The following is a 23,346-nucleotide window of genomic DNA, read 5'->3' on the forward strand; positions in this document are numbered from 1 at the left end:
GAGATGCCCACCTGGAGAATGAAATGACAGCAAAGAAGCCGTTCGGTCTGCCGTCCATGAAACTCGTTATGCTTGCCGCCGTCGCTGGGGTTATCGCCGGTGCGGCAGCGGTATACGTGAAGGAGGCGGGGTATGGCAATGGCATTGGTGAAACGGCGGCAGCCGATCAATGCGGGGCTGCCAAGGATCGCGCCGCTACCCTGACGCCCTTCACCAGGGGGCAAGTTGCCGCCATGAGCGTGCCGCCGGCGCCGATCTCGCTGCGGGATGTATCCTTCAAGGGTTCCGACGGGCAGCCGCTGTCAATCGGCAACTTTGCCGGCAAGACCGTGCTTTTGAACGTGTGGGCGACGTGGTGCGTGCCGTGCCGCGAGGAAATGCCGGCGCTGAATGCGCTCGAGAAGAACGTCGGCAACGACAAGTTCGAGGTGGTCGCCGTCAACATCGACACGGGTGACGAGGAAAAGCCTAGGGCGTTCCGCACGGAATATGCCATCGACAAGCTCGGCTACTATCGCGACAACACGATGGGCGTGTTCAATGTGCTGAAGAAGCAGGGATTGGCCTTCGGCCTGCCGGTGACATTGCTGATCGACGACAAGGGCTGCCTGCTCTCCGCGATGAACGGGCCGGCGGTCTGGGATAGCGACGATGCCAAGAAGTTGGTGAAGGCGGCGGCGGGGATTTGATTTTTCTCCTTCTCCCCTCGGGGAGAAGGTGCCCGTAAGGGTGGATGAGGCCGCAGTGCGTCATACTCATAGGCATTGATTAGGAAAAGAAGCGCCGTCCTCCCGGTAACGCCCTCTCACCCCGCGCTATCGCGCGACTGTCCTGGGTTGAGCCGCTGGTCTCAACCCGTCCTTCGGACCCCCGCTGGGGCGAGGGTGTTTTTTACCGCGTCGGAACCGGCACTTCGCCGCGATAGTCGTAGAAGCCGCGACCGGATTTGCGGCCGAGCCAGCCGGCTTCGACATATTTCACCAGCAGCGGGCAAGGGCGGTATTTCGAATCGGCGAGCCCGTCATGCAGCACCTGCATGATCGACAGGCAAGTGTCGAGACCGATGAAGTCGGCGAGCTGTAGCGGTCCCATCGGGTGATTGGCGCCGAGCCGCATGGCGGTGTCGATGGCATCGACGGTGCCAACGCCTTCATAGAGCGTGTAGATCGCCTCGTTGATCATCGGCAGCAGGATGCGGTTGACGATGAAGGCGGGGAAGTCCTCGGCGACGGTGATCGTCTTTTCCAGCGAGGTGACATATTCCCTTGCGGCGGAGAAAGTCGATTCGTCGGTGGCGATACCGCGCACCAATTCCACCAGCTTCATCACCGGAACCGGGTTCATGAAGTGAATGCCCATGAAGCGTTCGGGCCGGTCGGTGGCGGAGGCGAGGCGAGTGATCGACAGCGACGAGGTGTTGGTGGCGAGGAGTGCCTCGGGCTTCAGGATTGGGCATATCTGCGCGTAGATCTTGCGCTTGACGCTTTCGTCCTCGGTCGCAGCCTCTATGGCGAGATCGACCTGGGCGAGATCGTTGAGGTCGTTCGATCCGGTGATGCGGGCGAGTGCGGCCTTGCGGTCCTCATCGCTGGTCTTGCCGGAGGTAACCTGTCGGGCAAGGTTGCCGTTGATGGTGGCAAGTCCGCTTTCGATGCGATCCTGCGACAGATCGTAGATATGAACCTTGTAGCCGGCCATGGCGGATACGTGGGCGATGCCGCAACCCATCTGGCCGGCGCCGATAATACCGATCGTCTTCAGCGAACTCATTGCCAACTCCCCGGCGGCGCGCTCTTGGCGGTGCGCTATGTTTTACATCACAAATTTGCCGGGCCATTTCTAGCCCGGCAAGATTGATAGACCTATAAGAGACGATTTTCCAGTCTCTCGCAACTGCGAGAAGATCGATAGGCGCGATCAAAGCGCCTTTTCGAGTTCCGGCAGTGCTTCGAAGAGGTCGGCGACGAGGCCATAGTCGGCGATCTGGAAGATCGGGGCTTCCTCGTCCTTGTTGATGGCGACGATGACCTTCGAGTCCTTCATGCCGGCCAGATGCTGGATGGCGCCGGAAATGCCGCAGGCGATGTAGAGCTGCGGCGCGACCACCTTGCCGGTCTGGCCGACCTGCCAGTCGTTCGGCGCATAGCCGGCATCGACGGCAGCGCGCGATGCGCCGACGGCGGCACCGAGCTTGTCGGCAACCGGCAGGATGACCTCGCGGAACTTCTCGGCCGAGCCGAGCGCGCGGCCGCCCGAGATGATGATCTTGGCAGACGTCAGCTCCGGACGGTCGGAACTCGACAGCGCATCGCCGACGAAGCTGGAAAGACCGGGGTTTGCAGCTGCCGAAACGCTTTCGATCGCTGCATTGCCGCTTGTCTCCGCTGCGGCAAAGGAGGCCGTGCGCACGGTGATCACCTTCTTGGCGTCGGTCGACTGTACGGTCTGGATGGCATTGCCGGCATAGATCGGCCGCTTGAAAGTATCGGCCGAGACAACCTCGATGATTTCCGAGACCTGGGCGACGTCGAGTAGCGCGGCAACGCGCGGCAGGACGTTCTTGCCGACCGAGGTGGCCGCACCGATGATGGTGTCATAAGCGCCGGCAAGCGAAATGATCAGGGCAGCCAGCGGTTCGGCGAGATTGTTGGCGAGGCTCGCATCCTCGGCAACCAGCACCTTGGAGACGCCTGAAAGCTTGGCAGCCTGTTCGCCGGCAGCCTTGGCGCCCGAGCCTGCGACGAGCACGTGGACGTCGCCGCCGATCTTTGAGGCAGCCGTCAGCGTCTTGGCGGTCTGGTCGGAGAGGTGCGCATTGTCGTGATCAGCCAGAAGAAGAATGGCCATGATGAAGTCTCCTTTTCCTGGACCTTAGAGGACGCCAGCTTCGTTTTTCAGCTTGTCGACCAGCTCGGCAACCGACTTGACCTTGACGCCCGCCTTGCGGCCGGATGGCTCTTCCGTCTTCAAGACCTTCAGGCGCGGCTCGGTCGACACGCCGAAGTCGGCAGGTGTCTTCTTGTCGAGCGGCTTTTTCTTGGCCTTCATGATGTTCGGCAGCGAAGCATAGCGCGGCTCATTGAGGCGCAGGTCGGTGGTGACGACAGCCGGAAGCTTGATCTCGATGGTCTGCAGGCCGCCGTCGACTTCGCGGGTGACCTGGGCCTTGCCGTCGCCGATCTCGATCTTCGAGGCGAAGGTCGCCTGCGCCGTGCCGAGAAGGGCCGCCAGCATCTGGCCGGTCTGGTTCGAATCGTCATCGATTGCCTGTTTGCCGACGATGATCAGGCCGGGCTGTTCCGCATCCGCGACACCCTTGAGGATCTTGGCAACGGCGAGCGGCTCGACGGCATCGTCGGTCTCGACCAGGATGGCGCGATCCGCCCCCATGGCAAGCGCCGTGCGCAGCGTCTCTTCAGCCTTGGCAGGCCCGATCGACACGACCACCACTTCCTCGGCTTTGCCGGCTTCCTTCAGCCGCAGCGCTTCCTCAACCGATATCTCGTCGAACGGGTTCATCGACATTTTGACGTTGGCAAGCTCAACGCCCGAACCATCCGGCTTCACGCGGATCTTGACGTTGTAATCAACTACCCGCTTCACGGGGACGAGAATTTTCATGAGGTCCTTCCTTCAACACTGCGCTCTAGACCATGGCCTGTTCAGCGCCGCTCCGTTTGTCGAATGGCGACATGGATACGCGTTTTTCCCCCAATTACAACGCTTCCATGCCGCAGATAAGCAAATTGCTTTAGGACGATAAATAACGCTTACGTCAACGTCAATAAAAATGCCCCAATGGATGAAGCGCGCTGCTATCGATTCTTGCCGGGAACCCAGAGCACGTCGGCCCGCCCACGGTCGTTGGCATGGCGCGCGGCGACGAACAGGAAATCGGACAGTCGGTTGACATATTTCAGCGCCGCCGGACTGACGCGCTCGCCCTCGCTGCGCGACAGCGCCACCATCAGGCGTTCGGCGCGCCGCGCAATCGTGCGGGCGAGATGCAGATGGGCGGACGCAGGGCTGCCGGCGGGAAGGACGAAGGACTTCAGCGGCTCGAGATCGGCGTTGAGTGCATCTATGTCGTGTTCGAGGCGTTCGACCTGATGGTCGATGATGCGCAGCGGTTCATAGGCCGGTGGTTCGTCCGTTTCCGGCGTCGAAAGATCGGCGCCGAGATCGAAGAGATCGTTCTGGATGCGCATCAGCATGGTGTCGAGATCGGGCATATCGGCCGTGTGCAGCCGGGCGACGCCGATGGCGGAATTGGTTTCGTCGACGGTGCCGTAGCTTTCGACGCGCAGATCGTGCTTCAGCCGCCTTGGGCCGGCGACGAGGCCAGTCGTGCCGTCATCGCCGGTCTTGGTATAGATCTTGTTGAGTTTGACCATTGTCTTCCTGTTGTCAGGCGGGGCGCCCGCCGCCCGTCAGCCAGAGCGTCAGCATGATCAGAATGACTGCGACTGCCTGCAGCAGAACGCGCAGCTGCATCAGCCGATTCGAACGGCTGGGATTGTCGCCTTTCATCATGTTCAGCAAGCCGCGCACGAGAACGATCGCGACGAGGCCCATGACAATGATGGCGGCGATATAAGTTACAGTCGACATGGCTCCTCCATCCTTGTCTCTAGAGCAGTTCAGCCTTTTACGAGCCGTCTGAGCCGCTCTCTACTCATTATTTTTTCGCAATTACGGACGGAAAACCGCTACGCACTTTTCCTGGAATTGCTCTAGTCCAGCCGGCGCATCAGACGATAGAAAAGGTTAGCCGGCAATAGCCTTTTCAAGAGGACACCCTGCTTGGCAGGCGTGGTCACCAAATAATGTGGGCGCGGATTTTTCACATTCAACGCGGATTTTAACACATCGTAGACCGCTTCGGGCCCCAATTTATGTTTACTGATAGGCCCCGAGCCATCAAGTCGCCTCAGCTGCCGACGGTATTCGACGGCATGGGCCGAGCCTTCGAGGTCGATATGCTCGCGGATCTTTGCGAGCGCATTGGCGGTGAAGCGCGTCGCGATCGGGCCGGGCTCGATCAGGCTGACATGAATGCCGCTGTCCTGCAGCTCCATCCGGAGCGTGATCGTCAGCCCTTCCAGCGCGAATTTCGAGGCCGTGTAGGCGCCACGGAAACGATAGGGAATGAGGCCGAGGATGGACGAGCAGTTGACAATGCGGCCATGCCCCTGCCTGCGCATCAGCGGAATGATCTGGCGTGTCAGCTCGTGCCAGCCGAAGAAGTTGGTCTCGAACTGCTCGCGCAGAACATCGGTTGTGAGATCCTCGACGGCCCCCGGCTGACCGTAAGCGCCGTTGTTGAAGAGGGCATCGATGCGGTCGCCCGTCCGTTCGCGCAGGGTTGCCACGACAGCGGAGATCGTTTCGGGCCGCGTATAATCCATGAGCAGCGCTTCGATGCCGTCGGCTTCGAGCGGGCCGAGGTCTTCCTCTCTGCGCACGGTTGCAAAAACGCGCCATCCGTCGGTCTGCAACGCCCGGGCGCAGTGAGCGCCGATTCCGGATGAGCAACCAGTTAGCAGGATAATGCGTTGTTCCGTCATAGGATGTTTCCTGTACAAACAGAAACTCGTTTCCCATATTCGGGGAGCCGACACAATCGACAACCGGCGGGTGAATGCCGACGTCAAGTGGAGATGGAATGCCGACAGTCCTGCGGACGGTTTACAAGGTGGTTTATGACGCGGTGTTTCATTTCGTCGAGGATGACGGCTTCGCCATGGCAAGCCATGTGGCGCTTTCGACGCTGCTGGCAGTTTTCCCCTTTCTGATCTTCGGCACGGCGCTGGCAAGCTTTCTCGGCGCCAGCCAGTTTTCGTCCACGGCCGTACATCTGATCTTCGATACCTGGCCGGAGGCGATCGCCAAGCCCGTGGCTGATCAGGTCGTGCAGGTGCTGACGATCCCGCGCGGCGGCCTTTTGACGATCTCGGTGCTTGCGGCCGCCTACTTCGCCTCGAACGGCGTCGAGGCGCTGCGCATATCCCTCAACCGCGCTTACCGCGTTCTTGAGACGCGGCCCTGGTATTTCAATCGTCTCGCCAGTCTCGGCTATGTGCTGATCGCGGTGCTGATCTTCGCAATCCTAAGCATTCTGCTTGTCGCCGTGCCCTTGGCCCTCAACTACACGCGGCAATGGCTGCCGGCACTTGCCGATATCCTTGATATCGTCTTCAGCTGGCGAATCTACGGCACCATTTTCCTGCTGGTGGCCGGGCTGCTGATCCTGCATCTGTGGCTGGCAGCCGGCCGGCGTCGCCTTTTCGACGTCATTCCCGGCGTCGTCCTGACGCTGGTTTTCTGGTCGATCGGCGCGTTGCTCTTTGCCTATTATCTTTCGACCTTCGCCAATTATACCGCGACTTATGCCGGTCTGGCGTCTGTCATGATCGTGCTGATCTTCCTCTATATGCTCGCCGTGATCTTCATCCTGGGGGCGGAGATCAACGCCGCGCTGATGAAGTTCCGGGTGCGGCGCCTGCTTTTCGGCAAGGTGGCAAGCCGTGCGGTGGAGGTACCATCAGAAGAGGCGCCATCAGAGACCGAGGCCGATGCGGCGGCGAAGCTCCACCGGTGACAGGTCCTGCCTGCGCCATTCGGCAATGCCGGTATCGCCCATGCTCTTCGACAGCTTTCTACCGTCTTCCCCAGGGATCAGGCGGTGATGACGATAGAGCGGTTCGGGTAGGCCGAGCAGGGTTTGCAACAGGCGATGGATCGAGGTGGCTTGGAAAAGGTCGAGGCCGCGCACGACATGGGTGATGCCCTGCACCGCGTCGTCGACGACGACGGAAAGATGATAGCTCGACGGCGCGTCGGAACGTGACAGCACGACATCGCCCCAAGCCGCCGGATCGGCAAGGATATCGCCGGTCTCGCCGTCGCCGCTTTCCTGCCAGCGAAGCGGCTCGCCGACCGCCGCCATGGCCTTTTCCATATCGAGACGCCAGGCATGCTTGAGGCCGGCATCCAGCAGGCGCTGCCGCTCTGCAGCGTCGCGCTCACGATCGTCGGGCGGGTAGAGCGGCGTACCGTCCGGATCACGGGGCCATGGCCTGCCGCCCGCCTCGAATGCCGCGACCCTGGCCTTGACCTCGCCACGCGTCAGAAAGGCGGGATAGACAAGGCCGCGCTCGATGAGCGTCTGCAGGGCCTCCTGGTAGGCCGGGAAATGTTCGGACTGCCGGCGCACCGGCTCCTGCCAGCGAAGACCGAGCCAGGCGAGATCGGTGAAGATGCCGGCTTCGAAATCGGGTGTGCAGCGGGCCTGATCTATGTCTTCGATACGCAGCAGGAAATCGCCGCCGGCCTTGGCGGCCATCTCGTGATTGAGGATGGCCGACAGCGCATGACCGAGGTGCAACGGGCCGTTTGGGCTCGGGGCAAAGCGGAATTTCGGCTTTTGACGGGGAATCTCGATCATGCTTTCTTCTGCCACGAATTTGAACCGGGGACTACGAGACGCCATGCAGATCATTCGCGACGAGGGCGATATCGAACGGGGATTGGCCGCCCTGCTGGAGCTCGATCCGCGCCTGCGGCCCGTTGCTGCAGAGGCGGGCGCGGTGCCGCTGAGGCTGCGCGAACCGGGCTTCGAGGGGCTTGCCCATATCATCGTTTCGCAGGTCGTGTCGCGCGCCAGCGCCGATGCAATCTGGGGGCGGATGACGGCACGGCTGGGAGGTGTGACCGCCGATGGCTATGCCGGCCTCGAGCCGGACGCCTGGCGAGCCTTCGGCCTGTCGCGAATCAAGCATGATACACTGGCGCGTGTGGCCGATGCCGTCGTTGGAGGTGGCCTTGATCTGCATGCGCTCAGCGCCGAATCACCGAAAAAGGCGCTCTCCGAGCTGATGGCCATCAAGGGAATCGGCCCCTGGACGGCCGAGGTTTACCTGATGTTTTGCGGCGGTCACGCAGATGTGTTCCCGGCCGGCGATGTGGCGCTGCAGGCCGCTGTCGGCATGGCTTTCGGACATGAGGAAAGGCCGCTGGCCAAGGCTCTTGCCCGGGAAGCGGCGGTTTGGGCGCCCTGGCGCTCGGTCGCCGCCCGGCTTTTCTGGGCCTATTACGCCGCGAAAACCCGGCGGGATGCGCTGCCTATCGTTTAATCAGCGCCTCCTTGGTTTTGCCTTTATGCACTGAATTTATTGGACTTCACAATCCTGTAACAACCGGCCTAATATACAGGTGCAGATGCCGAATCGATCAGGAGGGTTCCTTGACGATTGCAGTCTCCCCGCAGTCCTTACCGGCGCTCGTCCTGAACGCCGACTATAGGCCGCTGAGTTATTACCCCTTGTCGCTCTGGTCCTGGCAGGACGCGATCAAGGCGGTTTTCCTTGACCGTGTGAATATCATTGCTGAATACGATCACTGCGTATCGTCGCCGAGCTTCTCGATGCGGCTGCCGAGCGTCGTCTGCCTCAAGACATACGTGCAGCCTTCCCGCAATCCCGCCTTCACCCGGTTCAACGTCTTCCTGCGTGACCGGTTCGAGTGTCAGTATTGCGGTTCGCATGACGACCTGACCTTCGATCACGTCATCCCGCGCGCCCATGGCGGCGAGACGACCTGGGAGAACGTGGTCGCCGCCTGCTCGCCGTGCAACCTGCGCAAGGGCAGCAAGCTGCCGAAGCAGGCCGGCATGTTCCCGGCGCAGAAGCCCTATCAGCCGACCGTGCAGGACCTGCACAATAACGGCCGTCTGTTCCCGCCGAACTACCTGCACGACAGCTGGCTCGACTATCTCTACTGGGATTCGGAACTGCAGCCGTAAGAGATGGCGTCTTTTCGACGGCGGAGCTCGCGGAGAGTGCGTCACCCCCTCTGTCACTTTCGTGACATCTCCCCCACATGGGGGGAGATTGGTAACTCGTGGCGCCTCCCCGCCCTAAGCCAATATTGCGTCTGCTGAAACTGAGATTATTGTTTCTTTGCAGGGGCGCGGCACACTCCCAACGATCTCCCCCCATGTGGGGGAGATGTCACGAAGTGACAGAGGGGGTATCAGCAGCACGTCATACAAGAGATCGCGACCACCTTCTCTCCGCTGGAGAGAAGGGGCTATGCGGCCTTCTTCACGCCGACAAAGGCGATTGCGGCCAGGATGATGCTGGCGATCACATTCCATCCGGCCATCGACAGGCCGAGGATGCGGAGGGCGGCTTCCGTGCAGGACGGGCCTTTGATGGTGCTCAGTTCGTTCAAGAGGTCGCCGGCATTCTGCGTCATGCTGCTTGCCGTGGTCGAGCAGGTCGTCGGGCCCGCCCAGAAGTGCCATTCGACGCCGGCGTGATAGACGCCGATACCGCCGCCGACAATCATCATCAGGCCGGCGATGGCCAGCAGCCCGCGGGTGATCCAGGAGGGCATGCCGGCTACGGCCGACAGCGCCGCGACGATGGCGACCGGAATGCCGTAGTAATAGGGCTGACGCTGATCCAGGCAGAGCGCGCAGGGAATATAGCCGCCGATATGCTGGAAGCCGAGTGCCGTGCCGATGACGACGATCATGCCGAGCGTCAGCAGCACGCTATAGCTAAGGCCGGCGCGTAGGGAAGGCGAGGTCGTGGACATGCGTGGGGGCTCCTTGGTCAGCGCGCCAGGGCATAATGGAAGATGATGTAGAGGATGATCAGCACGGCAGCGGCGGCCATGGTGATCTGACCGAGGCGCTTCTCGATGAAATGGCGGATGGATTCGCCATAGCGACGCAACAGGAAGGCCAGGAAGAAGAAGCGCGCGCCGCGGGCGACGATCGCCGAGATGATGAACAGGCCGAGATTGATGTGAGCGACGCCGGACAGGATCGTCACCACCTTGATCGGCGGCAGATGCGCGAGGCCCGAGGTGACCAGCAGCAGCACCACCCATCCATAGGTGACGCCGGCGCTCATCTGGTTGAAGGCGTCAAGCTTGCCGTAGAATTCCAGGATCGGCTTGGCGATGGCCTCGAAGGCAAAATAGCCGAGCGCCCAGCCGGCGATGCCGCCGAGCACGGAGGCGACCGTCGCCGTCAGCGCATAGCGCCAGGCGCGCTCGGGCCTGGCGAGCGACATCGGCAGGAACAGCACATCCGCGGGCACGAGAAAGATGGAGCTCTCGACGAAGGCGATAACAGCCAACCAGATTTCCGCCGATTTGCGGCCGGCGAGCGACATGGTCCAGTCGTAAAGTCTTCGAAGCATGAGGCCCCCTATTGCTGCGTTGCAAACCTTTAGGGAGCAGGATTATGGCTGTAAATGGTCGCCGGGTGACGGAAGCCGCACAAAATCAAAATTTTTCGTGATGGTGGGTGATGGCGGCTCCGCGGGATACGCCCCGAGGGGCAGCGCTCTTTGCATGATTGATGTCCCTTCTCACATGTACTCTGCCGCGTTCTGGAACCTTTTCTGCATCCAGGGGTTTTAGCGTGTGGAGGAGTATCGCTATGAGCAATGATCTCAATAGACCAAATCCGGACCTTAGAAGCACGCCGCTTTCACGCCGCCCGCCTTGGGCATCGTGGATGGTTATCCTGGCAGCTGTTGTCATAGCCGCGCTGGCGTGGAACTTCTGGCCTCATACAAAGTCGACCGAAGCTACAGCTCCGGCCGCTCAGACCACAACGACGCAGCCACCGGCAACGACGCAGCCACCGGCAACGGCAACGCCGCCTGCGACGGCGCCTGCTCAGCAGTAGAGAAAGCCCGCCAGCAATGGCGGGTTTTCCATCTGCAAGATAACGCCTCCAGATAATGCAGATCCATATTGCTCCAACCTTAAAAACCCGCCGGGTATTCAGGTGCAAGATCAGCGCAAGACCGACACGGTGTTTCGCGCTATCACCATAGGCAAAGTCACCCAACGGCTGGAGAACGCAGCACTGCGTATAGAGAGCGGGAACAGTCAACATGCCCGCAGCGTCCGTTTTGATTACACCTTGGGCGGTGCGCCGGCGGCTGCTTGAGCGATCCGCTTAGCCAATTAAACGTTCGAATGAGAAAGTCCGCTCTGTGCGGGGGGGGGCGTGAAATTTGGCTGTTCGGCCGGGTAATGGTGCCCCATGCCGGAGTCGAACCAGCACTTCTTTCGAAACTCGATTTTGAGTCGAGCGCGTCTACCAATTCCGCCAATGGGGCAACGGATCCTGACGAGGCGGCTGTCTAGCATGTGATCGGCGGGGCGCGCAAGCCGGGTGCGGCAGATATTGCGAGTGTTTCCGCAGGGTTGCGGTTTGGCCCATGGCGTGGATGGACGCCATGGGCTTTTGCGTTGTGGAGTCTAGTGGGCCAGGGCCGGACCCTTGGTGGTCGAGCCGGACTTTTGCAGCGTGATCGCCAGGATCGCGGCGAGCAGGCAGAAGGCGCCGGCGACGAAGAAGGCAGGCAGGTAGGTGTTGAGTTCGGTGCGGGTGAGGCCGGCGCCATAGGCGGCGGTGGCGGCGCCGAGCTGGTGGCCGGCAAAGACCCAGCCGAAGACGAGGCCGGCCTTTTCGCGGCCGAAGCGGTCGGCGGCGATCTTGACCGTCGGCGGCACGGTGGCGATCCAGTCGAGGCCATAGAAGACGGCGAAGATCGACAGGCCGTAGAAGGTGAAGTCGCTGAAGGGCAGATAGACCAGCGATAGGCCGCGCAGGCCGTAATACCAGAAGAGCAGCCAGCGATTGTCGAAGCGGTCGGAGAGCCAGCCGGAGCCGATCGTGCCGAAGAAATCGAAGATCCCCATGACGGCAAGCACGCTGGCGGCCGCGACCGGCACGATGCCGAAATCGCCGCAGAGCGTGACGAAATGCGTCTGGATCAGGCCGTTGGTCGATAGCCCGCAGATGAAGAAGGTGGCGAACAGGATCCAGAAGGTGGAGGTCGTGGATACCTCCCTCAGGATTAATAGGGGGGAGGCGAGCGCGGCCTTGAGGTTCTTGGTGGCGGGCGGCGCAGGTGTGACGTGGATCTCGCCGACCAGCGGCAGATTGACGTCCGAGGGGCGGTCACGCATCAGAAGCAGCACGATGAGGGCGGCAACGACGATCATGCCGCAGACGAAGATCACGGTCGTGCGCCAGCCATAGCGCGTTGTCAGCTCGGCCATCAGCGGCAGGAAGACGAGCTGTCCGGTGGCGGAGCTGGCCGACAGCATGCCGATGACGAGGCCGCGGTGCTTGGTGAACCAGCGCGTCGAGACGGTCGCCGCCAGCACCATGGCTGTGAGACCGGTGCCGAAGCCGACGATGATGCCCCAGCAGAGCAGCAGCTGCCAGACCTGCGTCATGAACAGCGAGCCGATGAAGCCGACGCTGATGGTTGCAAGCGCGAAGACGATGACCTTGCGAACGCCGAAATAATTCATGAACGCGGCGGCGAAGGGACCCATCAGGCCGAACAGCAACAGCCGGACGGCAAGCGCCGAGGAGATGGACGATGTGCTCCAGCCGAACTCGTCCTCCAGCGGCTTGATGAGCACGCCGGGCGCGCCCATGGCACCTGCCGTGACGAGCATGGTGAGGAAGGTGGCGCCGACGACCACCCATCCATAATGAATGTTGCGCCGGGCGAGCGTCGAGGCAAGAGCAGTTGAGACCATGGGTGCGTTCCAATAAAGTTTCGTGTCTTGGCGTCAGGATTGGGCGGGCGGTGGAAGCGCTTTTTCGCGAAAGACTGGGGTGCCGTTTTCGCTTGTAGCGCCATGCCGCTCTCCCGGCTTGAACGTTTGTGTAAAGGCATTTACATGATTGCAATCATATTTGTTGCGTATTGATGATGGCCATCATATAAATTGTCAATTCAGATTTATTGAAGCTCTGATGGAGTTTTTTGATGAGAGTGAGCCGGGAAAAATTCGCCGAGAACCGCGAGAAGATTCTTGCGGTCGCGGGAGAGCTTTTTCGCGAAAAAGGTTTTGACGGCATCGGTGTCGCCGAGATCATGAAGGCCGCCGGCCTGACGCATGGCGGCTTCTATGGCCATTTCGAATCGAAGGACGAGCTGGCCTGCGAAGCGAGCAAGGCGCTGGTGTCGCGCTCGCTCGAGCGCTGGAAGGAAGTGGCGGCAAGCTCGGCGGATCAGCCGCTGGAAGCGCTGCTCGCCCATTACCTCTCGCATCGCAACGTCGTCGAGCACGCGACCGGCTGTGTCTTCGCGGCGTTGACGCAGGAGGTCAGCCGCCATGGTCCCGAAATGCAATCGACCTTTACCGGCGGCCTGATGGGCTTGGTTGATGTCCTGGAGCAGATCGTTCCCGGCGAAGCGCCGGAGGACCGCCGCCGCAAGGCCTTTGCCAGCCTTTCGGCCATGGTCGGCGCCGTCATCCTGGCGCGGGCGATGGACGATACGGCACTGTCGCAGGAATTCCTGTCGGCAACCCGGCAGGAGCTGACGCCTCCGCCGGGTAAAGACGAGGGCTGATTGATCCTTTAGTCGCGGAAGGCGAGCAGCCCGTTCGCCTCGACAATCTCCTTGAACTTGCCGTTGGGTGCGGCCTTTAGCAACTCCGCGCGCAAGGCAGCCTCGAAATCCGCCGCCTTGTCGCCGAGCGCCTGCGGCGAAGTAGACGACATCGAGAAGACGCGGCCGACGATGTCCTCGATATCCCTTGTATATTCCGTGACGATACCGATGCGTTCGAGATTGCGGAAGGGCGAGGCCAGCAGCATGGCTTCATGCGGGGCCCAGGCCTTGCTCTTGCGTAGCAGGCGGTCGGCGTTGCGTTCGGGCGAGTAGGTTTCCGCCAGCGGCTCGACGATGCCCCGCCAGTCCGGTTCCGCCAGGATGCTTTTGTCATGGAAGAGGACGACAGCACCATCAGGCTCGATCAACTTTTCCAGCGCGGTAAGCGTTGCCGGCCTGTCCATCCAGTGGAAGGAGCGGCCCATGACGCAGAGGTGCAGCTTGCCGATATCAGGTCCGAGATCGTAGGAGGAGCCCTGCCGGACGGTGATTTCGACGCCGGCATCCTGAGCGCCGGCTTCGGCGGCGGCAAGCATTTCCGGTTCCGGATCCATGGCGGTAACAGCGGCGCCCTGAAGCCGCGCGAAGGCAATGCCGAGCTGGCCGGGGCCGCAGCCGAGGTCCAGCACATGATCGCCGCGCTTCAGGCCACTGCGCTCGGCGACGCGGTCAATCAGCCTGTCCGGATAGGGAATTCGGTAACGCAGGTAATAGGCCGCGGTCGATTGAAAGCGCCGCGCTATGAAGGGAACTGTGGTCATGGGTCGGTCCTCGGGGGTAAGGGGAACCTCATCCCGTTATGACTCAACTGTGACCGGCGCGTGAAATAACTTTTGCGCGATTTGCCGCAGGTTCAACGGCATTGTTGCCGCGCAACTCCTTCTCCCCTCGGGGAGAAGGAGCCGACAGGCGGATGAGGGGGTGCCAGGAGCACAAAAGCCGATGGATTCAGAGCGGTTAGCCCCCTCATCCGACCCTTCGGGCCACCTTCCCCCCGAGGGGAGAAGGTGCCTGCGACACTAGCATGCCCATATGCGATTGCCCGCATTGGCGGGGAGAAGGTCGGGGAGAGGGGCCAGGCAAATAGATGCGGCGTCATTGGCCTTGCCTGACCAGCTCCAAAATCTCCGGTCACTTAAATCCGGCAACTCCATGCGGGATATAGGGCGATTCCAGCGCCTCGATCTCTTCCGGCGTCAATTTGACGGCCAGCGAAGCGACGGCGTCCGTGATGTGGCCGGGCTTGGAAGCGCCGATGATCGGGGCGGTGACGGCGCTCTTCTGCAGGATCCAGGCGGTGGCGACCTGCGCGCGGGCGATGCCGCGGGCCCTGGCGATGGCGCCGACGGCATCGACGATCTTATGATCGGCTTCAACAGCCTGGGTGTAGAGCGTCTTGCCGAATTCGTCCGATTCCGTCCGTGCCGTTGCCTCGTCCCAATCGCGGGTGAGGCGGCCGCGGGCGAGCGGGCTCCAGGGGATGACGGCGATCTTCTGGTCCTCGCAGAAGGGCAGCATCTCGCGCTCCTCCTCGCGATAGAGCAGGTTCAGATGGTCCTGCATGCTGACGAATTCGGTCCAGCCGTTGAGGCGCGAGGTGTAGATCGCCTTGGCGAACTGCCAGGAATACATGGAGGAGGCGCCGATATAGCGGGCTTTGCCGGCCTTGACGACATCATGGAGCGCTTCCAGCGTTTCCTCGATCGGCGTCGTATAGTCCCAGCGATGGATCTGGTAGAGGTCGACATAGTCGGTGCCGAGGCGGCGCAGGCTGTTGTCGATCTCGTCGAAGATCGCCTTGCGCGAAAGGCCGGCGCCATTCGGACCCGGGCGCATGCGGTTGAATACCTTGGTGGCGAGAACGATGTCGTCGCGGCGCGCGAAATCCTTGATGGCGCGGCCGACGATTTCCTCAGACGAGCCGTTGGAATAGGTGTTGGCCGTATCGAGGAAATTGATGCCGGCCTCGATTGCCTGCCGCAGCAGCGGACGGCTGTCTTCCTCGTTCAAGGACCAGGCGTGCGTGCCCTTGTCGGGGTCGCCATAGGTCATGCAACCCAGGCAGATGCGCGAGACTTCAAGACCGGTCCTGCCAAGCTTTACGTATTCCATCGATATTCTCCGTCTGTTCAAGTATCCAGTGCAACAACGCTCTGCCGCCGAGGGGTGAGCGAAGTGGATGCGTCACCAAGGGTAAACCAGCGGAGCAAAGCCGCCGGTCAGTGCATCAGTTCGTGAAGAGCTTCGAAGTATTACTCAATAAATAAGGCGATTCGCGCGGTGGGGAAGACGGGAATTTCAAATGTTTCCTTGAACCTCAGGGGTGACAGGTGTTAGCTGCACCGCAACATTTTTCCGGAATTCCGCATGAAATTGCCCCCGCGTGATACTTATGAAGCCCTCTATCGCGATTTTCGTTGGGAGATTCCGGCGAAATTCAACATTGGGCACGCCGTTTGCGATACCTGGGCCGAGCGCGAGCCGGATCGGATCTGCCTGCAGCATTTCAATCCGGACGGCAATCATCTCTCCATGACCTATGGCGCGTTGCGGGATCGCTCTGCCGCGTTCGCCAATGCGTTATCGGCACTCGGGGTCCGCGCCGGCGATCGGGTGGCGCTGCTCTTGCCGCAAAGTTTCGAGACGGTCGTGGCGCATGTGGCGATCTACAAGATGGGTGCGATCGCCCTGCCGCTGGCGCTGCTGTTCGGTGCCGAGGCGCTGGAATATCGGCTGAAGGTCTCGGGTGCATCCGCGATCGTCACCAATCAGTTCGGCCTCGAGCGGCTGCGGCCGATCCGCGACCGGCTGCCGGAACTGGTGCACGCGATCAGCATCGACGGTGCGGAGAAGGATGTCGCCGGATTTGCCGATCTGGTGGCAGCACATCCGCCGCTCTTCGAGCTGGCCGATACAGGCCCGGACGATCCGGCATTGATGATCTTCACGTCAGGCACGACCGGGCCGCCAAAGGGCGCGCTGCACGGCCATCGCGTCCTGCCGGGGCATATTCCCGGCATGCAGTTCGCCCATGAGGGCTTTCCGCAGGCCGGCGACAAGCTCTGGACACCATCCGACTGGGCCTGGGCCGGCGGCCTGTTGAATGCCCTGCTGCCGAGCCTGATGCTCGGCGTGCCCGTCGTCTCCTCTCCGGCGCAGAAGTTCGACCCGCACACGGCTTTCCGCATCATGGCCGAAATGGGCGTGCGCAATGCCTTTATTCCACCGACGGCATTGCGACTGCTGAAAGCCGTCGACAATCCCCGAGCGCATTACGACCTCAAGCTGCGCACCATCGGCTCGGCCGGCGAGGCGCTCGGCCGCGAGACCTTCGAATGGGCGCGCTCGGCGCTCGGCATCAGCGTCAACGAATTCTTCGGTCAGACGGAGTGCAATTTCGTGCTGTCCTCCAGTGCGGCCTTCGGTGTCAGTCGTGCTGGTGCTACGGGCAAGCCGGTGCCCGGACATCGGGTTGCGGTCGTCGATGCCGATGGCGTCGAGGTCGCCTTGGGCGAGAGCGGGCAGATCGCGATAAAGCGACCCGATCCGGTGATGTTTCTTGGCTATTGGCGGGACGAAAAGGCGACGGAAGCAAAATTCGCCGGCGACTGGCTGCTGACCGGCGATATCGGCCGGCAGGATGCCGAGGGCTATATTTCCTTCGTCGGCCGCGACGACGATGTCATCACGTCTTCCGGCTATCGTATCGGCCCGAGCGAGATCGAGGATTGCCTTGGCGGCCATCCGGCCGTGCAGCTTGCCGCGGCCGTCGGCAAGCCGGATGCGGTGCGCACCGAGATCGTCAAGGCCTATGTCGTCCTGGTGCCCGGCCGCGAACCGAGCGAGGCGCTGGCAGTGGAGATCCGTGAGTGGGTGAAGACGCGGCTTTCCATGCATGAATATCCGCGCGAGATCGAGTTCGTCGACGCTCTGCCGCTGACGACCTCGGGCAAGGTGATCCGTCGCCTGCTGCGCGAGCGGGCGACCGCCGAAGATAGAGCATTTCCGTCTTAAACGGAGTCACGGAAATGCCCTATCTCTTTGTTTTTTCGCAATTCCGGACGCAGAACCGCTGCGCACTTCTGCTGGAATTGCTTTAGCGCTTCGTAAGCGACAGGATCTTTTCGCGCAGCAGTTTCGCCATGTTGCGGGTGCTGCGATACATGTGCAATTGCGTGGCCACCTGCCGGACGTCGCGGTCGCCGTTTTGGGCAAGGCCGATGATCAGCGTGCCCATCTCTTCACGCTCGTGCCAGAAGCGGCTCATGATCGGATGATCCGGCACCGCGCAGGAATCGGAGCGGACAACGTTGGCATCGTCGAGATGCCACTCCGTCAACTCGGCCATCAGCAGCTTGCCCGGCGAATAGCGGGCATAGGCCTCGTCATAGGCCGTCTTCCAGGTATAGGCCTCACCGCCCATGATCAGCACGATCATCGAGGCGATAGCTTTACCGTTGAGATCGATGGTGTGGATACGAACGGCGTCGACGGCCGCGAGATTGGAGATCGCTTCGCGGGCGAAGGCGGCATGATGGCGATCGGTGACCAGCGCCGTGCGCTTCTTGCCTTTCCAGCCGCTTGCCTCGAGCGCCAGGTATTCTTCCATGCGCTGGTGAACGTCGCGAGGCTGGCGGGCGACGCTATAGGCGACCTCGCCCTGGTTTTCCAAGAGGCGCCACTGCCTGCGCATTTCGCGCAGATGCGCGTTCGAGATCGTCCGCTTGAGATAGGCGAGCGCATCGTCCTTGCTGTCGAGTATCGGGCGCTGGAAGGGGTTCGCGACCGCAATGGGCAGATTTCGGCCGATGGCAATGACCTTCGCCATCTGCGCGAAACGGCCGTTCAGGCGGATATCAGGAAGTACGAGCGTGGTCGGTAGGTTCAGTTCCTGTCGGGCCAGCGCTTCGAAGAGATTGTCGAGCGTTTCGCCCGCATCCTCCGCATCGACCAGCGGTGTGCCGAGCGGGCCGAACGAATTCGACCAGACGCGAATGATCGAGGGGCCGAGCGCAAAGCCCGGCTTGTCGACTGTAAAGGGCATCAGCAGGCGCATGCGGCTGCGCGTGCTGCTGTTGTCGCGCATCAGGGCAAGCCGTACCTGCCGGTCTTCGAGCCGCGGCATGGCAGGCGCCAGGAAGCGCCCGGAGAAGAAGACGTTCGGCTCCATGGCGCGATTGGACAGGAAGTCCAACTCGTCCTGGAGCTCATAGCCGAGCTTGCCGGGATAGAGGCAAAGTTCGCGGCCGGCCCGGCCGACTTCGGCGCGGGCCTCGGCCTTCGGCGTTTCGAAATGCAGCGATGCGAGCGTATGCGTCAGGGCATTCACTTGGCTGTCGGTACTTTCGGTAAAGGGAGGGCGCGCCATGATCAGAGAGCCCCGTTCGTTGTTGCTTGTGCCGCCGGGCGGCGGATGAGGGCGAATAGCGTGATGCCGAGCGCATGGCGCACGGCAAGATGCAGAAGCAGGGCCTCGACCGCCATGGCGGCGGCGCCGGCAATGGCCGCGCCCTCGATGCCGAAATGCGGAATGAGGATGATGTTGAGGCCGATATTGGCGACGAGTGCCGCAGCATAGAGATAGACGCAGAGCATCTGCTTGTCCGCCATCGTCAGCAGTACTTCGGCGGGACCGACAAGCGCCTTGACGAGGATGCCGGCAAGCAGGATGGCCATCACCACCTGGCCCTCGGCGAAGACGGCGCCGAAAAGCGACAGCAGGAATTGCCCCGCCGCCAGGACGGCAAGGCCGACGGCAAGTGCCGGGAAAAAGGTCCAGCGCGTTGCTTCGGTGGCGAAGGCGGCGAGCTTGGACCGGTCGTTTTCGGCGATGATGGCGGCAAAGCGCGGGCCGATGGCCGCCTTGACGGCGAAATAGACGAAATGAACCAGAGCCATGGTCTTGGCAGCGGCGAAATAGACGGCGACCTCCTCCGGATTAAGAAAGATCCCGACGACGATGACGTCCGAATTGGTGAGGAGATAGCCGACGCCTTCGACGAGGAATATCGGAAAGGCGACCGCCAGCCAGGCGTTGAACTCGATGGCTTTCGCGCCGCTCGGATAATGGCGGCGTAGACGGAAGGTGACCGCGAGGTATTGCAGGAGGACGCTCGTAAACGCGCCGGCCAGCGCCGCTGCCATGGCCGTGACCGCATCGCGCGGCGCGCCTGTGAGGACAGCGGCGAGCATGAAGAGCAGGATCAGCGTCGGACGGATCAGGAAGGTCGGGCTCAAGGCCATGATCGGCCAGTGCTTGGCGCGCGCCGTGCCGTCCAGAACGTCGCCAAGCGCGATCATAGGTACGGCAATCAGGCCGAGGAAGATCGGCATGACGTAATAGTGCTCGATCGTGCCGCCGAAGGCATAGAGCAAGGCCGCGCCGATCAGCGCCAGGGCGCCGGAGACTGTGACGACGAACAGGCGCGCCGTCGCATTCAGGCCGCGGACGGCGTCATGATTGCCGCTGGCTTCATATTGCGGCAGGAAACGGATGACGGCGGTCGGGAAGCCCAAGCAGGCGAGATTGCCGAAGAGGATCATCAGCACCCAGACGAAGACGAAGACGCCATACTCGAATCTGCCCATCAGGCGGGCGAGGACGATCTGCGAGACGAAGGCGAGGGCGGCGCCGGCGATGCGGATGGCGAAGGCGATCAGTGCCATGCGCTGCGAAACAGACTTTTCGTCGTGGCCGGTGAGAAGGTCGGCAAGTTTCTGCAGATATGGCGATAGCGCAGTCCGCAATGCGGACGGCAGCATTCTCTCCGCTGTTTGAAAGACCGCCATCATCGATACGCAATACTTTAAATATGACCTCAACCTCCCGATAGTCTTGGCAGAGGAGAGTTAAGAATCGGTTCTTTATAATCTTTGAAAGCGACATAAGCGATGGCGGCTCACCGCAACAAAAAATGCCGCCCGAAGGCGGCATCCTATTGATTTTCAAAAGCAACGATATGTCAGACGACTTCGGTGCTCTCGAAGGCGCCATGGCAATGCTTGTATTTCTTGCCGGAACCGCAGGGGCATGCCTCGTTACGGCCGACGCGGCCCCAGGTTGCCGGGTTCTGCGGGTCGCGACTTTCCGGAGACACCAGGCTTTCGCTTGCGAGGCTAAACGGCGCGAACTCGTCTTCGCCTGTCGTGGCGTCGATATGGCGTGCCTGCATCGGCGGGGTCTGCGGTTCGGCCGGCTGCTGCACGAGTTCGACACGTGAAAGCTGGGCTGTCACGGCCTGGCGCAGGTTGTTCAACAGTGCCTGGAACAGCTCGAAAGCCTCGGCCTTGTATTCCTGCAGCGGATCGCGCTGGGCGTAGCCGCGGAAGCCGATGACCGAACGCAGATGGTCGAGGTTGACGATATGTTCGCGCCAAAGATTGTCCAGCGTCTGCAGGACGATGGAGCGCTCGACATAGGTCATGATCTCGGGGCCAAAACGCTCAGCCTTTTCGGTGGCGGCCTTTTCGGCTGCTTCCGTCAGGCGCGCGCGGATGTCGTCCTCGGCGATGCCCTCTTCCTTGACCCAGTCGTGAATCGGCAGATCCAAGTCGAAGAAGTTGGCGACCGCCGCCTTCAGGCCATCGGCATCCCACTGCTCGGCATAGGCGCGTTCGGGAATATGCTTGGAAACCAGATCCTCGATGACGTCGTGGCGCATGTCGCCAACGGTTTCGGTGAGATCAGTCGCATCCATCAGCTCGACGCGCTGCTCGAAGATGACCTTGCGCTGGTCGTTCAGCACGTCGTCATACTTCAGAACGTTCTTGCGGATGTCGAAGTTGCGGGCTTCGACCTTCTTCTGGGCGCGTTCCAGCGCCTTGTTGATCCAGGGATGGACGATGGCTTCGCCTTCCTTGAGACCGAGCTTCTGCAGCATGCCGTCCATGCGGTCAGAGCCGAAGATGCGCATCAGGTCGTCCTGGAGCGACAGGTAGAATTTCGAGCGGCCGGGGTCGCCCTGACGGCCGGAACGGCCGCGCAACTGGTTGTCGATGCGGCGGCTTTCATGGCGTTCGCTGGCGATGACATAGAGACCGCCGGCGGCGATCGACCGCTGCTTGAGTACTTGGATCTCCTCGGCGATCCTGGTGATCGCAGCGTCACGCTCCGGACCGGGCTCAACATCGTGCAGGTCGCGTTCGACGCGCATTTCGAGGTTGCCGCCGAGCTGGATGTCGGTGCCGCGGCCGGCCATGTTGGTGGCGATCGTCACGGCGCCGGGAACACCGGCCTGGGCGACGATATAGGCTTCCTGCTCATGGTAGCGGGCGTTCAGGACCTGGAAGTTGTTGAAGCCCTGCTTGCGCATGAGATCGGCCAGAAGTTCCGACTTTTCGATCGAGGTGGTACCGACGAGCACAGGCTGGTCGCGCTTATGCGCATCCAGGATCTCGGCGATGATCGCCTTGAATTTCTCTTCATGCGTACGATAGACCTCGTCGTCCTCATCGATACGCTGAATCGGCAGGTTGGTCGGCACCTCGATCACGTCGAGGCCGTAGATGTTGCCGAATTCTTCTGCTTCCGTCGATGCCGTACCGGTCATGCCGGCGAGCTTGCCGTACATGCGGAAATAGTTCTGGAAGGTGATCTGCGCCAGCGTCTGGTTTTCCGGCAGGATCTGCACGCGTTCCTTGGCTTCCAGAGCCTGGTGCTGGCCTTCCGAATAGCGCCGGCCCGGCATCATGCGGCCGGTAAACTCGTCGATGATGACGACTTCGTCGTTGCGGACGATATAGTCTTTGTCGCGCTGGAAGAGCTTGTGAGCCTTGAGCGCATTGTTGATGTGATGAACGATCGCGACGTTTTCGACGTCATAAAGCGATTCACCCTTCAAGAGGCCGGCTTCGTTCAGCATGTTTTCCAGCTTCTCGGTGCCCTCTTCGGAGAAGTTGGCCGAGCGCTGCTTTTCGTCGATTTCGTAATCTTCCTTCGCCAGGAGCGGGATGAAGGCGTCGATCGTCGTATAAAGATCGGAACGGTCGTCGAGCGGGCCGGAAATGATCAGCGGCGTGCGCGCTTCGTCGACCAGGATGGAGTCCACTTCGTCGACGATCGCGAAAGTGTGGCCGCGCTGGACCATCTGGCCGCGATCGTATTTCATATTGTCGCGCAGATAGTCGAAGCCGAGCTCGTTGTTGGTGCCGTAGGTGATGTCGCAGGCATAGGCGTCGCGCCGCTCGTCGTCGGACAGGCCATGGATGATGACGCCCGTGGTCATGCCGAGGAATTCGTAGAGACGACCCATGTTGGCGCTGTCGCGCTGTGCCAGGTAGTCGTTGACGGTGACGACATGGACACCCTTGCCGGCCAGAGCGTTCAGGTAGACCGGCAGCGTCCCGACCAGCGTCTTGCCTTCGCCGGTCTTCATTTCGGCGATGGCATTGGAATGAAGGATCATGCCGCCGATGAGCTGTACGTCAAAAGGTCGCATGCCGAGAACGCGGCGCGAAGCCTCGCGGGCCACCGCGAAGGCGGGAACGAGGAGATCGTCGAGGGTTTTGCCGTCGGCGAGCTGTTGACGGAACTCAACCGTCTTGGCGGCCAAAGCTTCATCTGACAGCGCGCGCATCTCTGGTTCGAGCGCGTTGATATCAACGACATTCGGCTGGAACGACTTGACGCGGCGGTCGTTGGACGATCCGAACAACTTGCGGGCAATTCCACCTAGGCTGACCATGTTACTGGTCCTTTCTGAGATTTCATCCCGCCGTTTCCTGCTTTATCCATTCCCAAAAAAACGGGAGTTTAGCACAAAACGGCCGGAAACTGTTCTGGACGCGAGGTTGCGTGACAGATAAGAGGGGGGTCGATTGATGTCAACGGGATTTGGCCGATACACAAAGGCCACATTCTCCTGCTGAAGGCTTTTTCACGCCGGAATCATATCTG

General features: G+C 61.4%; 22 protein-coding genes and 1 tRNA gene. 7 read left to right on the forward strand and 16 right to left on the reverse strand.

All coding sequences use genetic code 11. From position 1 onward, the window contains the following. The first annotated feature begins 23 nt into the window (after nt 1–23). Entirely contained in the window at nt 24–689 is a 666-nt protein-coding gene (tlpA, locus tag JTP94_RS00550) for a thiol:disulfide interchange protein TlpA (RefSeq protein WP_204848621.1), read from the forward strand. Nucleotides 690–891: 202 nt separating this feature from the next. Here tlpA and JTP94_RS00555 read toward each other — a convergent pair whose 3' ends face one another. The 6 genes from JTP94_RS00555 to JTP94_RS00580 all read right to left on the reverse strand — a co-directional run bounded on the left by JTP94_RS00555 (nt 892) and on the right by JTP94_RS00580 (nt 5,567). Then, nucleotides 892–1,770, reverse strand: coding sequence for a 3-hydroxybutyryl-CoA dehydrogenase (locus JTP94_RS00555; protein WP_034511539.1), 879 nt, complete (start codon nt 1,768–1,770; stop codon nt 892–894). Nucleotides 1,771–1,917: 147 nt separating this feature from the next. Further along, a complete protein-coding gene (locus tag JTP94_RS00560; protein ID WP_204848622.1) occupies nt 1,918–2,847 on the reverse strand; it encodes an electron transfer flavoprotein subunit alpha/FixB family protein in 930 nt (309 codons plus the stop codon). Nucleotides 2,848–2,871: 24 nt separating this feature from the next. After that, nucleotides 2,872–3,621: an electron transfer flavoprotein subunit beta/FixA family protein gene (locus JTP94_RS00565; protein ID WP_204848623.1), complete on the reverse strand. Its 750-nt coding sequence runs from the start codon at nt 3,619–3,621 to the stop codon at nt 2,872–2,874. A 194-nt stretch (nt 3,622–3,815) separates the two neighbouring features. Then, nucleotides 3,816–4,394, reverse strand: coding sequence for a cob(I)yrinic acid a,c-diamide adenosyltransferase (locus JTP94_RS00570; protein WP_204848624.1), 579 nt, complete (start codon nt 4,392–4,394; stop codon nt 3,816–3,818). Between the two features lie 13 nt (nt 4,395–4,407). Further along, complete coding sequence (locus tag JTP94_RS00575) at nt 4,408–4,611, reverse strand: twin transmembrane helix small protein (RefSeq protein WP_034511534.1); 204 nt, start codon at nt 4,609–4,611, stop codon at nt 4,408–4,410. A gap of 122 nt (nt 4,612–4,733) precedes the next feature. Beyond that, a complete protein-coding gene (locus JTP94_RS00580; protein ID WP_204848625.1) occupies nt 4,734–5,567 on the reverse strand; it encodes an SDR family oxidoreductase in 834 nt (277 codons plus the stop codon). 98 nt (nt 5,568–5,665) lie between these two features. On the opposite strand from JTP94_RS00580, the gene JTP94_RS00585 reads away from it, so the two are divergent. Further along, nucleotides 5,666–6,601, forward strand: a complete 936-nt coding sequence (locus tag JTP94_RS00585; protein WP_204848626.1) for a YihY/virulence factor BrkB family protein — start codon at nt 5,666–5,668, stop codon at nt 6,599–6,601. Here the strand turns inward: JTP94_RS00585 and gluQRS are convergent. After that, nucleotides 6,560–7,447: a tRNA glutamyl-Q(34) synthetase GluQRS gene (gluQRS, locus tag JTP94_RS00590; RefSeq protein WP_204848627.1), complete on the reverse strand. Its 888-nt coding sequence runs from the start codon at nt 7,445–7,447 to the stop codon at nt 6,560–6,562. The genes JTP94_RS00585 and gluQRS overlap by 42 nt on opposite strands. On the opposite strand from gluQRS, the gene JTP94_RS00595 reads away from it, so the two are divergent. Together JTP94_RS00595 and JTP94_RS00600 are read left to right on the forward strand one after the other, a co-directional pair. Next, entirely contained in the window at nt 7,446–8,135 is a 690-nt protein-coding gene (locus JTP94_RS00595) for a DNA-3-methyladenine glycosylase family protein (protein ID WP_246754598.1), read from the forward strand. The two genes, gluQRS and JTP94_RS00595, sit on opposite strands and share 2 nt — an antisense overlap. Nucleotides 8,136–8,245: 110 nt before the next feature. After that, nucleotides 8,246–8,803, forward strand: coding sequence for an HNH endonuclease (locus tag JTP94_RS00600; RefSeq protein WP_204848628.1), 558 nt, complete (start codon nt 8,246–8,248; stop codon nt 8,801–8,803). A gap of 287 nt (nt 8,804–9,090) precedes the next feature. Here the strand turns inward: JTP94_RS00600 and JTP94_RS00605 are convergent, their stop codons facing one another. Both JTP94_RS00605 and JTP94_RS00610 read right to left on the reverse strand, forming a co-directional pair. Continuing rightward, the gene (locus tag JTP94_RS00605) at nt 9,091–9,603 is read right to left on the reverse strand and encodes a disulfide bond formation protein B (RefSeq protein WP_204848629.1); all 513 of its coding nucleotides are present in this window, start codon (nt 9,601–9,603) and stop codon (nt 9,091–9,093) included. 17 nt (nt 9,604–9,620) lie between these two features. After that, complete coding sequence (locus JTP94_RS00610) at nt 9,621–10,214, reverse strand: YqaA family protein (protein ID WP_204848630.1); 594 nt, start codon at nt 10,212–10,214, stop codon at nt 9,621–9,623. A 242-nt stretch (nt 10,215–10,456) separates the two neighbouring features. Here JTP94_RS00610 and JTP94_RS00615 point away from each other — a divergent pair, with 242 nt between their 5' ends. Next, nucleotides 10,457–10,708: a hypothetical protein gene (locus JTP94_RS00615; RefSeq protein ID WP_204848631.1), complete on the forward strand. Its 252-nt coding sequence runs from the start codon at nt 10,457–10,459 to the stop codon at nt 10,706–10,708. 354 nt (nt 10,709–11,062) lie between these two features. On the opposite strand, the gene JTP94_RS00620 is transcribed toward JTP94_RS00615, so the two are convergent. Both JTP94_RS00620 and JTP94_RS00625 read right to left on the reverse strand, forming a co-directional pair. Then, nucleotides 11,063–11,147: transfer RNA gene (locus JTP94_RS00620), tRNA-Leu, on the reverse strand. Between the two features lie 142 nt (nt 11,148–11,289). Beyond that, nucleotides 11,290–12,588, reverse strand: a complete 1,299-nt coding sequence (locus tag JTP94_RS00625; protein ID WP_204848632.1) for an MFS transporter — start codon at nt 12,586–12,588, stop codon at nt 11,290–11,292. Nucleotides 12,589–12,821: 233 nt separating this feature from the next. Between JTP94_RS00625 and JTP94_RS00630 the strand changes: the two genes are divergently transcribed. Then, nucleotides 12,822–13,409, forward strand: coding sequence for a TetR/AcrR family transcriptional regulator (locus JTP94_RS00630; RefSeq protein WP_204848633.1), 588 nt, complete (start codon nt 12,822–12,824; stop codon nt 13,407–13,409). Nucleotides 13,410–13,417: 8 nt separating this feature from the next. On the opposite strand, the gene JTP94_RS00635 is transcribed toward JTP94_RS00630, so the two are convergent. After that, nucleotides 13,418–14,212, reverse strand: a complete 795-nt coding sequence (locus JTP94_RS00635; RefSeq protein WP_204848634.1) for a class I SAM-dependent methyltransferase — start codon at nt 14,210–14,212, stop codon at nt 13,418–13,420. 370 nt (nt 14,213–14,582) lie between these two features. Further along, the gene (locus JTP94_RS00640) at nt 14,583–15,563 is read right to left on the reverse strand and encodes an aldo/keto reductase (protein ID WP_204848635.1); all 981 of its coding nucleotides are present in this window, start codon (nt 15,561–15,563) and stop codon (nt 14,583–14,585) included. 255 nt (nt 15,564–15,818) lie between these two features. Here JTP94_RS00640 and JTP94_RS00645 point away from each other — a divergent pair, with 255 nt between their 5' ends. Then, complete coding sequence (locus JTP94_RS00645; RefSeq protein WP_204848636.1) at nt 15,819–17,465, forward strand: AMP-binding protein; 1,647 nt, start codon at nt 15,819–15,821, stop codon at nt 17,463–17,465. Between the two features lie 82 nt (nt 17,466–17,547). Here JTP94_RS00645 and JTP94_RS00650 read toward each other — a convergent pair whose 3' ends face one another. The 3 genes from JTP94_RS00650 to secA all read right to left on the reverse strand — a co-directional run bounded on the left by JTP94_RS00650 (nt 17,548) and on the right by secA (nt 23,134). Further along, the gene (locus JTP94_RS00650) at nt 17,548–18,819 is read right to left on the reverse strand and encodes a GNAT family N-acetyltransferase (protein ID WP_204848637.1); all 1,272 of its coding nucleotides are present in this window, start codon (nt 18,817–18,819) and stop codon (nt 17,548–17,550) included. Nucleotides 18,820–18,821: 2 nt separating this feature from the next. Then, nucleotides 18,822–20,240, reverse strand: coding sequence for a lipopolysaccharide biosynthesis protein (locus JTP94_RS00655; RefSeq protein ID WP_204848638.1), 1,419 nt, complete (start codon nt 20,238–20,240; stop codon nt 18,822–18,824). 173 nt (nt 20,241–20,413) lie between these two features. Beyond that, nucleotides 20,414–23,134: a preprotein translocase subunit SecA gene (secA, locus tag JTP94_RS00660; RefSeq protein ID WP_204848639.1), complete on the reverse strand. Its 2,721-nt coding sequence runs from the start codon at nt 23,132–23,134 to the stop codon at nt 20,414–20,416. Nucleotides 23,135–23,346 lie beyond the last annotated feature (212 nt).

The sequence above is a fragment of the Martinezella lusitana genome (assembly GCF_016901135.1).
Classification (GTDB): domain Bacteria; phylum Pseudomonadota; class Alphaproteobacteria; order Rhizobiales; family Rhizobiaceae; genus Rhizobium; species Rhizobium lusitanum_D.